Source organism: Aeromonas sp. Y293-4, from assembly GCF_027705905.1.
Taxonomy (GTDB): domain Bacteria; phylum Pseudomonadota; class Gammaproteobacteria; order Enterobacterales; family Aeromonadaceae; genus Aeromonas; species Aeromonas veronii.
In genome coordinates this window covers 24,067-38,451 of the sequence record NZ_JAPDCI010000017.1, presented here as the reverse complement: position 1 = coordinate 38,451, position 14,385 = coordinate 24,067, and the positions used below count along the sequence as shown (strand labels likewise).

The following is a 14,385-nucleotide window of genomic DNA, read 5'->3' as shown; positions in this document are numbered from 1 at the left end:
GACAGCGACAATATCTAATGGCCTACCCTACTTTTTGTCATGTATCAGCCATCACAAGGGCTGGCAAAAAGGCGCCTTTGAGGCGCCTCTTTAAATTTCGTGATCTTGCTCCCATCCTGGCTGACAGCGCCCTCACTAACGGACCGCCATCAGTGCAGTGCCCCCCCTCAACGCAGGGAGGCCAACAGCCACCGGGCAAACTCCGCCAGCTCACTCTGCTGCTGCGGAAGGGCCGCCAGCCATGGCTGCAGGCGCGCGGAAACCGCCTCCGGTCGATAGCCGCAACCCGCCAGTTCGGCCGCCAGCAGATCAAACGGGGCCGGCTCCAGAGTATCGCTAAAGAGCTGCGCCCGGGTGATGACCCCTTTCTCCACATCAAAGTGCAGCTCCACCCCGCCCCAGCTGAACCGCTCCTCCAGCAGATGGCTGAACGCCGGGGCATGGCCGTAGTTCCACTCCCAGCTGCGCTGGCGGGCGAAGGTCTCGGCAAAGCCCGGCAGATCCGGCATCTGCTCCGGGGAGATATGCTCGGGCTCAACTCGCGCGCCGTAATGGTGGAAGAAAGCCTCGACCAGCGCCTCGCTCACCTGTTGATGGTCGATCCCCGGTAGCAGTTCGCACAGATTGGCCACCCGGCTGCGCACCGAGGTGATCCCCTTGGCCGCCAGCTTCTTGGGGTCGGGGTTGAGGTAGTTGGCAAGGCGGCCGAGATCGGCGTCCAGCAGCAGGGTGCCGTGGTGGAACCCGCGATCCAGAGTCTCCCGATAGGCCGACCCCGATACCTTGCGCTCTCCGTCCGGGGTGGCCACCAGCAGATCGTTGCGACCGGAGGCAAAGGCCTCGATCCCCAATTGCTTGAGCCCGTCCAGCACGATGGCGGTGGAGACGCTCTTGTCATACTCCGGCTTGCCCGCCATGAAGGTGAAGCAGCTGTTGCCAAGGTCGTGGAACACGGCGCCGCCACCGCTGCTGCGACGCGCCAGGGTCACCCCGTCCTCTTCCATGCGGCGGGTATTGCACTCCTTCCACGGGTTCTGGGCACGACCGATCACCACGGTATTGGCATTGCGCCAGAGGAACAGCACCCGCTGGCCGGGGTCCATCTGGCGGAAGATGCACTCCTCAACGGCCAGATTGAACAGGGGATCGTGAGATTCGGAGACAAGCAGACGCAAGCGGGACATAAAAAGACCTTATCCGGAACTGGGGGCAGCATGATAACACTGACGGGGTACCATCACTGAGCCGTTGCACATTAACCGGTGCGCAGCAGCCGCGACACATTTGCGTCACACCTGACCGCCCCATAAAAGTATCTATTGATATAACGACACAGCTTGACGTGCAACCACGGAAAAAATGCAGTCAAGCCACAATGACAACGATAAAAACGGGAAAAAGTGGCTAGAATGCGACCACTTCGATAGGCCATATGACTCTCTTATTGGTCACATAACTTGCAAAAAAACGGCATGTATCCATCCCGTGTGATGAACGACACAAAAATGACTTTCCAACCCCCCTATACCCTATTGCAAACGCCTTTTCTCCCCTTGCAGGTGACACAAAATTGCTTGAATCTAGCCTAGACATCGCTCCCTAGAGAAACGTTGTATGACGGAGAACGCAGCCCCCCGCCAGCCCCTCAGCTGGTTTATGCCAATGCTGGTCGGTATGGTCATCGCGACCCTGACCTCTCCCCCCGTGCGAGCCGGCGAGCAGGTCATCGTCCAGTTGCCGTGGCAACACCAGTTCCAGTTTGCCGGTTACTACGCGGCCATCGCCAAAGGGTTTTATCGGGAGGCAGGTCTGCATGTCACCCTGCGCGAAGCGGACTCCCGCACCGATGTGGTCAGCGAGGTGATCTCGGGAAAGGCCCAGTTTGGCATCAGCGGCAGTGATCTGCTGCTGGATCGGGCTGCCGGTCGCCCGGTGGTGGTGCTCGCCGCCCTGCTGCAGCACTCGCCGCTGGTTCTGCTCACGCTGGATAGGCCAGATATTCGCAACCCGGCCGATCTGGCCAACAAGCGACTGATGCTGGAGCCTGGCTCCAACGAGCTGTTGACCTACCTTTCCCACCATACCCGCAGCCGCGACTGGGTCACCCTTCCCTACAAACAGGGGATAGAGGCACTGCTGGCGGGCAAGGTGGATGCCATCAGCGCCTACAGCACTACCGAGCCCTTCTATCTGCAACAAAAAGGGATCCCCTATCGGGTCTTCAGTCCGCGCACCATCGACTTCGACTTCTACGGCGACAACCTGTTTACCTCCGAGCGGGAGCTGATCACCCGACAGGATCGGGTCTACGCCTTCCAGCAGGCCAGCCTCAAGGGGTGGCGCTATGCGATGGACCACCCCGAAGAGATGATCAACCTCATCATGGAGCAGTACCCGACCGGGGCTGGCCGTGAACAGCTGGAGTTCGAGGCGCGCGAAACCAGAGAGCTGATGCAGCCCGACCTTATCGAACCTGGCTACATGCAGCAGGAGCGCTGGCTGCAGATCGCCAAAACCTATCTGGAGGCGGGCATGCTCACGGTATTGCCCAACCTCGACCGCTTTATCTACGACCCGGCGCAGGAGCGGCTGCGCCAGCAACGGCAGCTGCTCGACAAGAGCGTGGCGGTGGCCATGCTCATCACCTTTACCCTGATGACCCTGCTCGGCATCTTCTTGCACCTCTATCTGCGCCTGCGCCAGGAGGCGCGGGATCGCCAGCGGCTGACCCGTGAACTGGCCCAGAGCGAGCAACACTACCGCTTCGTGGCGGAGAACAGCGCCGATGTAATCTGGACCATGGATGCAGCCAGCTTGCGCTTTCGCTACGTCAGCCCGGCCATCACGCCTCTGAGCGGCTACGAGGCCCCCGAGCTGTTTGCCCTGCCCCTCAAACAGCTGCTGCCGGATGCCTCAAGGCAACTGCTGCGCGAGGAGATCTCCACCACCCTGGAGGCCTGGCAGCGGGGGGAACATGACCAGACCCGCCGGGTCATTCGCACCCAGCTGCGCCACAAGGATGGCCATCTGGTAGCCACCGAAACCATCACCACCCTCCATGGCAACCACAATGCCCAGCCGGAGGCGATCCTCGGGGTCACCCGGGATATCACCGAGCGGGCAGCGCGAGAGGAGATGATGCTCCGCCTCGCCTTCTACGACCCCCTCACCGGGCTGCCCAACCGCCGCTTGCTGCAGCAACGGCTCAAGGAGCTGATGGAGCAGGAGACGCCCCGTCCGCTGGCATTGATGTTTATCGATCTCGATCACTTCAAGCCGATCAACGACACCTTCGGCCATGAGACCGGGGATATTCTGCTCAATATGGTGGCCGAGCGGATGAGCCACTGCGTGCGCAAACAGGATCTAGTGGCACGGCTGGGGGGCGACGAGTTCGTTATCTTGCTGCCGGAGAGTGGCGACGAAGTGCTGGCGGTGGCCGACAAGCTGCACCAGCAGCTGCGCCATCCGTTCCAGCTGGAGGGACAGGAGCTGCTCATCTCCAGCAGTATCGGGCTGGCGCTCTATCCCGAGCACGGGGAGGATGCCAAAACCCTGATGCACCACGCCGATCAGGCCATGTATCAGGCGAAGAATCGCGGCCGCGGCCGGGTCTGCCTCTATACCGAAGGCCTTGATCCCGAGCAGGGCGCCCTGCTGTGGCAACCCGGCCACGAGTGCGGTCACCCGCGCATCGATGCCGAGCATCGCCAGCTCTTCGTATTGACCAACCGGCTGCTGGAGCGGATGAAAGATCAGCACGAGGATCCGGCCCCGTTTCTGGAGAGTCTGGAGAGCCTGTTCGACATGGCCCGCCATCACTTCGCCTTTGAAGAGCAGATGCTGGCGGAGATCGACTATCGGGAGCTCGTCAGCCACCGTCAGGATCACCAGCGCCTGCTCAACAAAGCAGGCCAGCTGCTGAACGCCGCCAAAGCGGGGACTCTGGGCAACGACGAGTTGCTCAACTTCATCATTCAGGAGCTGGTAGTCGGCCACATGAGTCAGGCGGATCGCCGCTACTTCCCCCTGTTCAGATCTGAGCGCAGCCTGTCGGTTGCGGAGGTGGTCGCCTAGTCCCCCCTGTTCAGACCCGAGCGTAATGCGCCTCTTGCGGAAGGGGCGACCTAATCACCGCGCAGGGCAACTACTGGGTCGAGACGCACTGCCCGCAGCGCAGGAGCGACCCCGGCCAGCAGACCGACCAGGGCGCTGCAACCGAGCGCCAGCAGCAGATAGAGAGGATGGAGGGTAAGCGGCAAGCCAGCCGCCAGCAGGGTGAGCAGCAGCTTGAGCCCGCCGAGCAGGGCCAGCCCCATGGCTCCGCCCAGCAGCGCCAGCACCACGGCTTCGAGCAGGAACAGCAATAGAATGCGGCGCCGCGGACACCCCAGCGCCATCAGCAAGCCCACTTCGGGGATCCGCTCCTGCTGGGCGATGCTCATGATGCTGAAGATGCCGACCGCCCCGATCAGCAGCGAGATAATGCCGAGCCCGCCAACCGCCAGCTTGATGATGGAGAGTATCTTGTCGAGGCTGGTCAGCATGTCCTGCTGGGAGGTGAGGGTGAAATCCTCAGCGCCGTGGCGGGCGATCAGTACTCGCCGGATCTGGGCGGTGATATCGGCCTCCGCCTGCCCGGCGCGATAGATGACGTCGATCTCCTGCAGCCCCTCCTTATTGAACAGCGCCTGGGCGTGAGCGGCGGGCAGATAGATCATGTCATCCAGATCAAAGCCGAGAAATTGCCCTTTGGGGGCCAGCACCCCGGCCACCCGAAAACGGCGATCACCGGCGCGCAGCAGACTGCCCGGCGCATCTCCGCCGGGAAACAGCTCAGCCGCCACCTTGGCCCCCAGCACCGCATAGGCGCGGGGCATGGCACTGTCGTCCGCGGGCAGAAAACGCCCCTGCACCAGGGTGAGTCGCCAGCCGGAGAGCACCGCCGGACCGGTGCCCAGAATGGCGGTGCTGCGGGTGAGCCCGCGGCTGCGTACCTCCCCCTGCCCCTGCACCACAGGGAGCGCCGCCTCTACCCCTGCCAATCTGGCGAGGGCATCGGCATCCTCCAGCAGCAGGGGACGGCTGCTGGAGAGGATGCCGGGCGGGCCGCCTGCGGTTTCGGTCTTGCCCGGGGTCACGGCAATCAACCGGGTGCCAAATTGGGAGAAGCTGTCGAGCAGATAGAGCCTGAGCCCCTCGCCGATGCCGGTGAGCAGGGTCACCGAGGCGATCCCGATGGCAATGCCGAGCGCCGACAGCAGGCTGCGACTGCGCCCCGCCAACAAGGCGCGCCAGAGCCAGAACAGCAGATCGGCGGCGCGCATCAGCCACCACTCCATTGCCCGCTGCGCAGGCTGCTGACCGGATCTTGCCGTGCCGCACGGGAGGCGGGCAGCCAGCTAAAAAACAGCCCGGTCAGCAGGGCCGCCGGTATGGTACAGAAAGTAGCGAGCAGAGGGACCGCCGCCGGAAATCCGGGCCAAATCACTCCGGCGAGGGCAACCAGGGCATAGCCCAACACAGTGCCAAACAGCGCGCCACTGCCGCTCAGCAACAGCGCCTCCCACAAAAACAGCTGGCGGATCTGGCGACTGTCGGCCCCCAGCGCCTTGAGCAGGCCGATCTCGCCGGTGCGCTGGCGGGTGCTGATCAGCGCCAAATTCATCATCATGATGCCGGAGACCAGCAGGCTGATGGCGCCGATGCCGGCAACGGCCAGGGTGAGGGTCGAGAGAATGGTGGAGAAGGTGGCCAGCATGGCGTCGCGGCGCACCACAGTCACATCGAGCACCCCGTGGCGCGCCTGCATCAGCTGCTCCAGTCGCTTGACCAGCGGGGGCACTGCTTGTCCCGCCAGCGGCTGGATCAGCAGCCGAAACAGCCCCTCGGTGTTGAACAGCCGCATGGCGCTACCGACCGGGATCAGCGCGGCCTCGGCCATATCCATCCCCAGATTGCTGCTCTGGCTGGTGAAGACCCCCACCACCCGAAAGCGGCGATTGTCAAAACGCAGCCACTGGCCGACCGGATCGACCTGACCGAACAGCTCACGGGCCACCTTGGCCCCGAGCAGGACGGCCGGCCTGTCCTCTGCGGGATCCCCCGGCAGCCAGCGGCCGGAGAGCAGCTCCAGCCCGTGGGTATCGCGCAGCCCGTTGCTGCTGCCAAGCAGCATGGTCTGGCGCAGCCGCGCCCCCTGTTTGGCCTCGGCAAAGCCCATCACCAGCGGCACCAGCCGCACATTTGGCTGATGCTGGCCAAGGTAGTGCATATCATCGAGAGTGATCTGCCGCAGACTGTTGCCAGTGACCGGCGGCAGCCCGCCGGTGGTCTCCTTGCGGCCCGGGAACATCACCAGCAGATCCTTGCCAAGGGAGCTGAACTGGTCCGCCACATAGCGCCTCGCCCCCTCCCCCAGCGCGGTGAGCAGCAGCACCGAGGTGACGCTCAGACTCACCGCCAGGATCAAGACCAGCGCCCGTGAACGCTGACGCAATAACGCCACGGCGGCAAAGCGGATCACATCGGGGCGCCGCATTCAGCCACCGCCGCTATCAATGTTGATGCGGCCATCGTTCATCAGGATCCGCCTGCCCGCCCGCTCACCGAGGCGCGGATCATGGGTCACCACCACCAGCGTGATCCCCTGCTCCCGGTTGAGCCCCTCCAGCAGGGCAATCACCTCCTCCCCGGAGCGGGAGTCGAGATTGCCGGTGGGCTCGTCGGCCAGAATCAGTCGCGGCGCCATTGCCATGGCCCGGGCGATGGCTACCCGCTGACGCTGACCGCCGGAAAGCTCGGCAGGGCGGTGTCCGGCCCGGTTCTCCAGCCCCAGCTCCCCCAGCAACTGCTGGCTTCGGCGATGGCGCTCGGCGGGGGCGATCCCGCACAGCATCAGCGGCAGCTCGACGTTTTCACGGGCAGTGAGGCGGGAGATAAGGTGAAACGACTGGAACACGAAACCGATGCGATGGCCGCGCAGCTGGGCCAATGCGGGTTCTGACAGGGTGGCGGTGTCCTCCCCACCCAGCCAGTAGCGCCCCTCGTCTGGCCGATCCAGCAGCCCCAACACATTGAGCAGGGTCGATTTGCCGGAGCCCGAGGGGCCCATCACCGCCAGATACTCCCCCTCGGCAACCCGCAGAGAGACGCGATCGAGGGCGGCCACCTCGCTCCCCCCCAGAGTGAAACGACGGCTGACGGCATCAAGGCGAATGAGATCACTCATCCGGCTGCTCCGTGGCGGCGCTGAAAGGGCCCTCCCCGACAATCTGTCCGGGCTGGGCTGCCAGCCGATCACCGGCAGCGAGCCCCTCGGCCACCTCAATCCAGTTCCAGTTCTCCACGCCCCAACGGGGCACCACCCGCACCAGCTTATCCCCTTCCAGCCGCAGCACGCTGCCATCGTCGGCCCGGCTGCTGGCCGCTACCCGCAGCACATCGGTGGCGCGGGTCACCTCGACCTCAAGGTCAGCGCTGTAGCCAATAAGCAGGGGGACATCGGTGGGCAGGGCAGTGAGCGCCGCCTCCACCTCCACGGTGCGGGCCTGCTTCTCCAGCTCCTTCACATAGGGGGCGATGCGGGTGACGGTGGCGGCAAAATCGCGCCCGGGCATGGCATCGAGCAGTACCCGGGCAGACTGGCCCACCTTGAGGCGGGCGGCATCCACCTCATCGATGGGGGCTGAGACATACAGACAGTTATCGTCGATAAGATCGATCACCGGAGGCATGGCCACTCCGGGCGGGGAGGGAGTCATGTATTCGCCCAACTTGCTGTTGACCTCCGCCACCACTCCGGCAAACGGCGCCAGCAAGCGACGCTCGCTCAAGCGAGCCTCCACCTGGGCGACCTGCGCCTCGTCAACCCGCTCCTGCTGGCGGGATGCCTGACAGACATAGCGGCGGGTATCGGCCAGATTCTGGGCCTGCTCGGCGAGGGTGCGAGAGGTGAGGTTTTTGGCCAGCAAAGTGGCCAGCCGATTGGCCTCCCGCTCGTAGTAGGCCGCCTCGCTGCAACGCTCCTCGCGCTGGGTCTTGCCAAGGGCCTGCTGGGCACGGGCACGGGCGAGATCGGCGTGAATATCGTCACTCCAGAGGGTCAGCAGCAGATCTCCCCGGGCTACCCGCTCCCCGGCCTTGACGGCGATCTGCTCCACCACACCGCCACCGGGCAGACTGAGTCCGGCCCGCTGACACGACTTGATGGTGCCGGCCCGGGTGTTGACCACAGTGACCAGTACATCCCCCCGCCCGACCTCAGCCAGCCTGATCGGCGTCGGCTGCGGTCGCCACCACCATGCCACAGCAGCAGCCGCTACCACAGCGCCACTTCCCCACCACAACCAACCTCTCTTCATCGCGCATCCTTTCGCTAGTGACTCCCGTCATGAGCGTCGGGAGAGCAGGGCATAATAGAGCAAGGGTATCACCACCAGGGTGAGCAAAGTGGAGACCAGGATCCCGAAAATCAGGCTGATGGCCAGTCCGTTGAAGATGGGATCATCGAGGATAAACAGGGCTCCGATCATCGCCGCCAACGCCGTCAGCATGATGGGTTTGGCCCGCACCTGCGCCGCTTCGATCACCGCCTGCTCGAACGCCACTCCGGCGCTGCGCTGCTGCTCGATAAAGTCCACCAGCAGGATGCTGTTGCGTACGATGATCCCGGCCAGGGCGATCATCCCGATCATCGAGGTAGCGGTAAACTGGGCTCCCAGCAGGGCGTGGCCCGGCATCACCCCTATGATGGTGAGCGGAATGGGAGCCATGATGATGAGTGGCACCAGATAGGAGCGGAACTGGGCCACCACCAGCAGGTAGATGAGGATCATTCCCACTCCGTAGGCAATCCCCATGTCGCGGAAGGTCTCGTAGGTGATCTTCCACTCCCCGTCCCACAACAGCGCCACCTCCCCCAGCTTGTCGGGCTGCTGCACGTAATACTGGGGCAGATCGATGTCGGCACCGGCGGCAAACATGCCGTAGAGCGGGCTGTCGGTATGGCCACCCATGTCGGCCACCACCATCACCATGGGCTGCATGTTCTTGTGCATGATATAGCTGGGGGCCACCTCATCACGGCGACTCACCAGCTCGGAGACCCGCACCAACTGGCCGCTCTGGCTGCGCACCTTGAGGGCCAGTACGCCCGCCAGATCCCGTTTGTCACCGGGAGCCAGTTCGATGCGGATCGGCACCGGATACTTGGCGCCGTGACCCTGCAGCCAGCTGGCATCCTGATAACCCACCCCGCCATTGAGGGTGTTCACCAGATCCCCGAGATCGACCCCGAGCAGGGCCGCCTTGCTGCGATCCACCACCAGCCGCCACTTGGGCTGCGGGTCGGTCAGATAGATATCCACATCCACCAGATCCGCCGTGGCCACAAAACGGGCCTGTACGGCGCGAGCGGCCGCTTCGCGGGCGGCCTGAGTCGGGCCATAGATCTCGGCAACGATGGGAGACCAGACCGGCGGGCCGGGCGGCACCTCAACGACTTTCAGGTTGCCCCCTGCCGCACTGGCGATGGCCTGCAGCTGTGCCCGAACCGACTGGGCAATCTGATGACTGCTGCGATCCCGCTCATGCTTGTCCACCAGATTGACCTGAATATCCCCCACGTTGGCGCCGCTGCGGATAAAGTAGTGGCGCACCAGCCCGTTGAAATTGATGGGGGCGGCGGTGCCGGCGTAGATCTGGTAATCCTTCACCTCCTCCACCTTGGCAAGCTCCCGCCCGACCGCCAGCAGGGTGCGCTCGGTCTGCTCCAGGGTCGCCCCCTCCGGCATATCGAGCACCAGCTGAAATTCCGACTTGTTGTCAAAGGGGAGCATCTTGAGCACCACCCACTGCACCACCGGCATGGCGGTGGCGGCCCCGACCAGCAGCAACACCACCAGCCAGAGCTTGCGTCTGGCACGCTTGGCGCCATCACCAATCAGGAAAGGGGTCATCAGCCGGTGAAAGAGACCAGCCTTGGCCTCGCCGTGGGCACCGTGCACCTCGCCCTTGAGCAAATGGCTCGCCAGCCAGGGGGAGAAGATAAAGGCCACCAGCAGGGAGATGAGCATCCCCATGCTGGCATTGATGGGAATGGGGCTCATGTAAGGGCCCATCAGCCCGCTGACAAAGGCCATCGGCAGCAGGGCCGCGATGACGGTCAGGGTCGCCAGTATGGTCGGCCCCCCCACCTCGTCTACCGCCCCCGGAATAAGCTCCTTGAGCGACCCCTTGCCCAAACCGCGATGGCGGTGGATGTTCTCCACCACCACGATGGCGTCATCCACCAGAATGCCGATGGAGAAGATCAGCGCAAACAGCGACACCCGGTTGAGGGTAAAGCCCCAGGCCCAGCTGGCGAAGAGAGTCAGCGCCAGGGTGATGACGATGGCAACGCCAACTACCAACGCCTCGCGCCAACCCATGCTCACCAGTACCAGCAGCACCACCGCCGTGGTGGCAAAAATCAGCTTGCCGAGCAGGGTGTTGGATTTGGTCTCGGCGGTAACGCCGTAGTCCCGGGTCACCGTCACCTCGACCCCGGCAGGGATCAGTCGGTTCTGCAAACTTTCGACCCGCACCTCCACCCGCTTGGCCACATCGACCGCATTCTGGCCCGGCTGCTTGCCGATGGCCAGGGTCACCGCCGGATAACTGGCCTGTCCCAGCCCCATCCAGCTGCGCTTGGTCGGGGTATCCTGACCCAGAGAGACCCTGGCCACATCCCCCAGATAGACCGGCTTGCCGTCGTGCAGCCCCACTACCAGTTCTCTAGCCTCCTGCTCACTTTGCAGGAACTGCCCCACCTGCACTTTAATCTCACTGTTGTTCTGCTCGATAGCCTGTGTCGTGCCTACCTGATTGGCGGCCGCCAGTCGCTGGCTCAGTTCGCCCCAGCTGATGCCGTGGGCGCTGAGGGCCGCCGGATCCGGCATCACCCGCAACACGGCACTCTGGCTGCCCAGCGTGTAAATATCGCGGGTACCGGGAATGCGCTTGAGTTCGGTCTCCAGCTCATGGGCGACCCGGGTCAGCTCGGGAGCCCCCAGTTGCTTGCTCCCCTCTTTGCTCCATAAGGTCAAACTGACGATAGGGACATCATCGATCCCCCGGGGTTTTACCAGTGGCTGACCGACCCCGATCCCCTGTGGCAGCCAATCGCGGTTGGACTCGAGCTGGTTGTTGAGATCGACGATGGCCTGCTCGCGGCTCACCCCTACCTTGAACACCACCACCAGCAGGGCGCCATCGGGTTGGGAAAAAGAGTAGAGGGTATCAATGCCCTTTATCTGGGAGACCACCTGCTCGGCAGGGGTGGTAACGAGAGAGGCCACTTCAGCCGGGCTGGCTCCCGGGAAGGGAATATAGACATCGGCGAAGGTGACATCGATCTGCGGCTCCTCCTCCTTGGGGGTCACCAGCACTGCAAACAGACCGAGCAACAGCCCCACCAGCGCCAGCAGCGGCGTGATGGCCGAGCCCTGAAACAGCGCAGCCAGCCGACCGGCAGGCCCCAGCCTCTCCTTGTTGCCGTTCAGCTCGCTACTCATGGGCCACCTCCTGCTGCTGCGCCCAGGCATCGGGGGCCAACTTGTCACCGGCTTGCAGGCCGGCCAGGATCTCGCACTGTCCCTCGACGCAATGGCCGACCCGCACCGGCGTCAGGGCCCAGCCAGCGGGCTGCTGCAGATAGACGCCATTGAATTCCCCTTGCCGCAGCAGGGCGCGATCCGGCACCTGCAACACCTGACGTTCACCCTGCTTGAGCTGCACCTTGAGCCACATGCCGGGCAATACCCCGGCGGTTTGCGGCGGCAAGTCGAGGCGCAACCTGAAGGCGTGGCTCTGGCTGTCGGCATAATTGAAGCGGGTCAGTTTGACCGGGGTAACAAGCTTGCCATCCGGCAGCAGCACCTGCACATCCGCAGGCTCACGAGCCAGCGTCAGGGCGGATTGGGGCAACTCCACCTCCACCCGCAAGGTGTCGAGAGAGAAGCCGGAGAGCAGCGGGGTACCGGGGGCGACAGTCTCCCCCAACTCCACCAGCCGTTTGGTCACTACCCCTGCATAGGGAGCCAGAATGCGGGTATAACCGTAGGCCTCGCGGGCTTGAGTGAGAGCCGCATCGGCAGCGTTCACCTCGGCGCGGGCGGCGCGATCCGTCGCCTGGGCATTATCGAGCTGGGCGCGGGTGATCACCCCCTTGGCAATCAGCGCCTGAAAGCGGGCGAGCTGGCGCTCGGCTTCCACTTGCTGGGCCTGCGCCCGCGCCAGCCGCGCCTCGGCCCCCGTGACGGCGGCAAACTGCTCTTTGCCGCTGATCTCCAGCAGCGGTTGCCCCGCCTGCACCTGATCGTTCACATCCACCAGCATGCGGGAGACCCGGCCGCTGGTCTGGGCCGCCACCGTCCCCTGATTGATGGCACTGACGGTGCCATCCAGCGTCAGCCAGTCGGTCACCGGCTGTGGCACCACTGTCAACAAGGGCTCTGGCTCCCCGTCCGCGGCAAAGGCCCGGGGGGATGTCATGGCCTGCGATGTCATCACCAACAAGGTGATCCCCAGCAACCGGATCTTTTCCATCATTACTCTCCTTCCCTGGCGTAATCTGTCACTTCACGGGATCAGGCGGTATGGGACTGGCGCACCTTATCCACTCCCCGAGCTGGCGCCTTGGTCAGCACCCTGGCCAGCCCTCTGTCAAACAGCAAGATCCCGGCCACCATGGCCGCTATAAACAACATTATCATGGGCTGCCCGCTGGAAATGAGACTCAGAGCAGGCCCTGGGCAGATACCGACCAATCCCCAGCCGATACCAAACAGCGCGGCCCCGCCGATCAGCCTGCGCTCCAGCTGAGGGGCTGGTACGGCGGCGATGGGCTCCCCCAGCACACTCTGGCGACGGGGTTTCACCAGCAGAAAATAACCCGGCATAAAGACCAGCAGGGCGCCCCCCATCACGAAGGCAAGGCTGGGATCCCAGGCCCCGGCTAGATCGAGAAAACCGGTGACCCGGGCGGGATCCATCATGCCGGAGATGGCCATCCCCAGTCCGAACAACACACCCGCAAACAAACTTGTCAGCAACTTCATGGCGATCAGCCCCTTACAGCAGATGATGAGTGACGAAGACGGTGATAAAGCCTGCCGCCATAAAGGTGAGGGTGGCGACGATGGAGCGCAGGGAGAGCCGCCCCATGCCACAGATGCCGTGGCCGCTGGTGCAGCCATTGCCAAGACGGGTACCGACCCCGACCAGCAGACCGGCCAGTAGCACAACGGGCCAGCCGGGCAGCGTGGTGAATGCGGGCATGCGGGCCCAACCCAGAGTCAGCGCCAACCAGGCGCCCGCCCCGAGCCCCAGCAGAAATAGCACCCGCCACGGCGCACGGTGTTGCAGCGCACCGGCCAGAATGCCGCTGATCCCGGCCACCCGGCCGTTGAACAACATCAGGATCAGGGCCGACAGCCCCGCCAGCATGCCGCCGCCCAAAGAGAGCAGCCATTGGCTTTCCATCATCAAGATTCCTTATTTTCCGAGTGACAAAAATGGGTTTGCAGCGCCCCCAACACATCGGCGGCCGCCTCGCTCACCAGCGAGTAGTAGATCTGCTGGGAGACCTTGCGCGAACGGATAAGGCCGTAGCGCTTCAATACCGAAAGTTGCTGGGAGAAGGCCGACTGCCCAAGTTGGCTATGGGCCAGCAGCTCCCCGACCCCCTTCTCCCCCTCCACCAGCTGGCAGAGCACCATCAGGCGTTCGGGATGAGCCAACGCCTTGAGCAGGGAGGCGGCGGCTGTCGCATGTCTGTTCATCTCGTCGAATTGGCTCATAAGAGTAAATTAGCAATTGCTGATATTTGTTCTATTGTATAAAACAACACTAAATTAGCAACATCTAAAGTAGATGAGGAGAAAGACCATGACTGTAGATAACGGAGTCAGAATCGTCGCGGGTTGCATGTTGCTGCTCTCGCTGATCCTTACCAGCTGGGTTCATCCGGGCTTTGTCTGGTTGAGTGCCTTTGTCGGGGTCAACCTGATCCAGAGCGCATTCACCGGTTTCTGTCCGGCCGCCATGCTCCTCAAGCGCCTGGGGCTGAAGTAACAGGTCGCGCAAGACAGGGGCGGTCCTGCTAGCGGGGCGTCATCGCGCGGCGATGGCTATCGTCGCTCCCTGATGCTTATGGAGGTAGCCAGTCGGCCCCGTTATTGACAAACTTGTATCTAAATGTTGCTGGAAGGTCGATAAGGCTTTACCTCACCGCTCTGGATGAGTACCATTTTGCCGTTCTTAACACAGCGGAGACCATCAGTGGGCAACTCATCAAGTGACAGTTGTAGACCGACCCTCATCGTCGGTACCAAGGTCGCGAGC

12 protein-coding genes are annotated in these 14,385 nt (G+C 63.4%); 2 read left to right on the top strand and 10 right to left on the bottom strand.

Going from position 1 to position 14,385, the window contains the following annotated elements:
* Positions 1 to 167 precede the first annotated feature (167 nt).
* Entirely contained in the window at positions 168 to 1,184 is a 1,017-nt protein-coding gene (locus OKC31_RS17190) for a lipoate--protein ligase A (RefSeq protein WP_270657318.1), read from the bottom strand.
* A 430-nt stretch (positions 1,185 to 1,614) separates the two neighbouring features.
* On the opposite strand from OKC31_RS17190, the gene OKC31_RS17185 reads away from it, so the two are divergent.
* The gene (locus tag OKC31_RS17185) at positions 1,615 to 4,077 is read left to right on the top strand and encodes a diguanylate cyclase domain-containing protein (RefSeq protein ID WP_429154439.1); all 2,463 of its coding nucleotides are present in this window, start codon (positions 1,615 to 1,617) and stop codon (positions 4,075 to 4,077) included.
* Between the two features lie 50 nt (positions 4,078 to 4,127).
* Here OKC31_RS17185 and OKC31_RS17180 read toward each other — a convergent pair whose 3' ends face one another.
* From OKC31_RS17180 to OKC31_RS17140, 9 genes are read right to left on the bottom strand one after another with little or no spacing between them, the layout of a single operon-like run.
* Positions 4,128 to 5,327, bottom strand: coding sequence for an ABC transporter permease (locus tag OKC31_RS17180; protein ID WP_270657317.1), 1,200 nt, complete (start codon positions 5,325 to 5,327; stop codon positions 4,128 to 4,130).
* Positions 5,327 to 6,541, bottom strand: coding sequence for an ABC transporter permease (locus OKC31_RS17175; RefSeq protein ID WP_236382151.1), 1,215 nt, complete (start codon positions 6,539 to 6,541; stop codon positions 5,327 to 5,329). The genes OKC31_RS17180 and OKC31_RS17175 overlap by 1 nt, the downstream gene beginning before the upstream one ends.
* Complete coding sequence (locus tag OKC31_RS17170) at positions 6,542 to 7,231, bottom strand: ABC transporter ATP-binding protein (RefSeq protein WP_167564744.1); 690 nt, start codon at positions 7,229 to 7,231, stop codon at positions 6,542 to 6,544.
* Positions 7,224 to 8,363: an efflux RND transporter periplasmic adaptor subunit gene (locus OKC31_RS17165; protein WP_270657316.1), complete on the bottom strand. Its 1,140-nt coding sequence runs from the start codon at positions 8,361 to 8,363 to the stop codon at positions 7,224 to 7,226. Before OKC31_RS17165 ends, OKC31_RS17170 begins: the two co-directional genes overlap by 8 nt.
* Before the next feature lie 27 nt (positions 8,364 to 8,390).
* Positions 8,391 to 11,555, bottom strand: a complete 3,165-nt coding sequence (locus OKC31_RS17160; protein WP_270657315.1) for an efflux RND transporter permease subunit — start codon at positions 11,553 to 11,555, stop codon at positions 8,391 to 8,393.
* Entirely contained in the window at positions 11,548 to 12,588 is a 1,041-nt protein-coding gene (locus OKC31_RS17155) for an efflux RND transporter periplasmic adaptor subunit (protein ID WP_270657344.1), read from the bottom strand. Before OKC31_RS17155 ends, OKC31_RS17160 begins: the two co-directional genes overlap by 8 nt.
* 41 nt (positions 12,589 to 12,629) lie before the next feature.
* Positions 12,630 to 13,100: a YeeE/YedE family protein gene (locus OKC31_RS17150; protein ID WP_270657314.1), complete on the bottom strand. Its 471-nt coding sequence runs from the start codon at positions 13,098 to 13,100 to the stop codon at positions 12,630 to 12,632.
* Between the two features lie 13 nt (positions 13,101 to 13,113).
* Positions 13,114 to 13,527, bottom strand: coding sequence for a YeeE/YedE family protein (locus OKC31_RS17145; RefSeq protein ID WP_064336897.1), 414 nt, complete (start codon positions 13,525 to 13,527; stop codon positions 13,114 to 13,116).
* Positions 13,527 to 13,841, bottom strand: coding sequence for an ArsR/SmtB family transcription factor (locus OKC31_RS17140; protein ID WP_005338008.1), 315 nt, complete (start codon positions 13,839 to 13,841; stop codon positions 13,527 to 13,529). The genes OKC31_RS17145 and OKC31_RS17140 overlap by 1 nt, the downstream gene beginning before the upstream one ends.
* A gap of 88 nt (positions 13,842 to 13,929) precedes the next feature.
* Here OKC31_RS17140 and OKC31_RS17135 point away from each other — a divergent pair, with 88 nt between their 5' ends.
* A complete protein-coding gene (locus tag OKC31_RS17135; RefSeq protein WP_201936886.1) occupies positions 13,930 to 14,115 on the top strand; it encodes a YgaP family membrane protein in 186 nt (61 codons plus the stop codon).
* Positions 14,116 to 14,385: the final 270 nt, after the last annotated feature.

Bases quoted from the DNA above. Each gene is read 5' to 3' on its own strand.
- OKC31_RS17190 (WP_270657318.1), bottom strand. From the start codon at position 1,184: ATGTCCCGCTTGCGTCTGCTTGTCTCCGAATCTCACGATCCCCTGTTC.
- OKC31_RS17185 (WP_429154439.1), top strand. From the start codon at position 1,615: ATGACGGAGAACGCAGCCCCCCGCCAGCCCCTCAGCTGGTTTATGCCA.
- OKC31_RS17180 (WP_270657317.1), bottom strand. From the start codon at position 5,327: ATGCGCGCCGCCGATCTGCTGTTCTGGCTCTGGCGCGCCTTGTTGGCG.
- OKC31_RS17175 (WP_236382151.1), bottom strand. From the start codon at position 6,541: ATGCGGCGCCCCGATGTGATCCGCTTTGCCGCCGTGGCGTTATTGCGT.
- OKC31_RS17170 (WP_167564744.1), bottom strand. From the start codon at position 7,231: ATGAGTGATCTCATTCGCCTTGATGCCGTCAGCCGTCGTTTCACTCTG.
- OKC31_RS17165 (WP_270657316.1), bottom strand. From the start codon at position 8,363: ATGAAGAGAGGTTGGTTGTGGTGGGGAAGTGGCGCTGTGGTAGCGGCT.
- OKC31_RS17160 (WP_270657315.1), bottom strand. From the start codon at position 11,555: ATGAGTAGCGAGCTGAACGGCAACAAGGAGAGGCTGGGGCCTGCCGGT.
- OKC31_RS17155 (WP_270657344.1), bottom strand. From the start codon at position 12,588: ATGGAAAAGATCCGGTTGCTGGGGATCACCTTGTTGGTGATGACATCG.
- OKC31_RS17150 (WP_270657314.1), bottom strand. From the start codon at position 13,100: ATGAAGTTGCTGACAAGTTTGTTTGCGGGTGTGTTGTTCGGACTGGGG.
- OKC31_RS17145 (WP_064336897.1), bottom strand. From the start codon at position 13,527: ATGATGGAAAGCCAATGGCTGCTCTCTTTGGGCGGCGGCATGCTGGCG.
- OKC31_RS17140 (WP_005338008.1), bottom strand. From the start codon at position 13,841: ATGAGCCAATTCGACGAGATGAACAGACATGCGACAGCCGCCGCCTCC.
- OKC31_RS17135 (WP_201936886.1), top strand. From the start codon at position 13,930: ATGACTGTAGATAACGGAGTCAGAATCGTCGCGGGTTGCATGTTGCTG.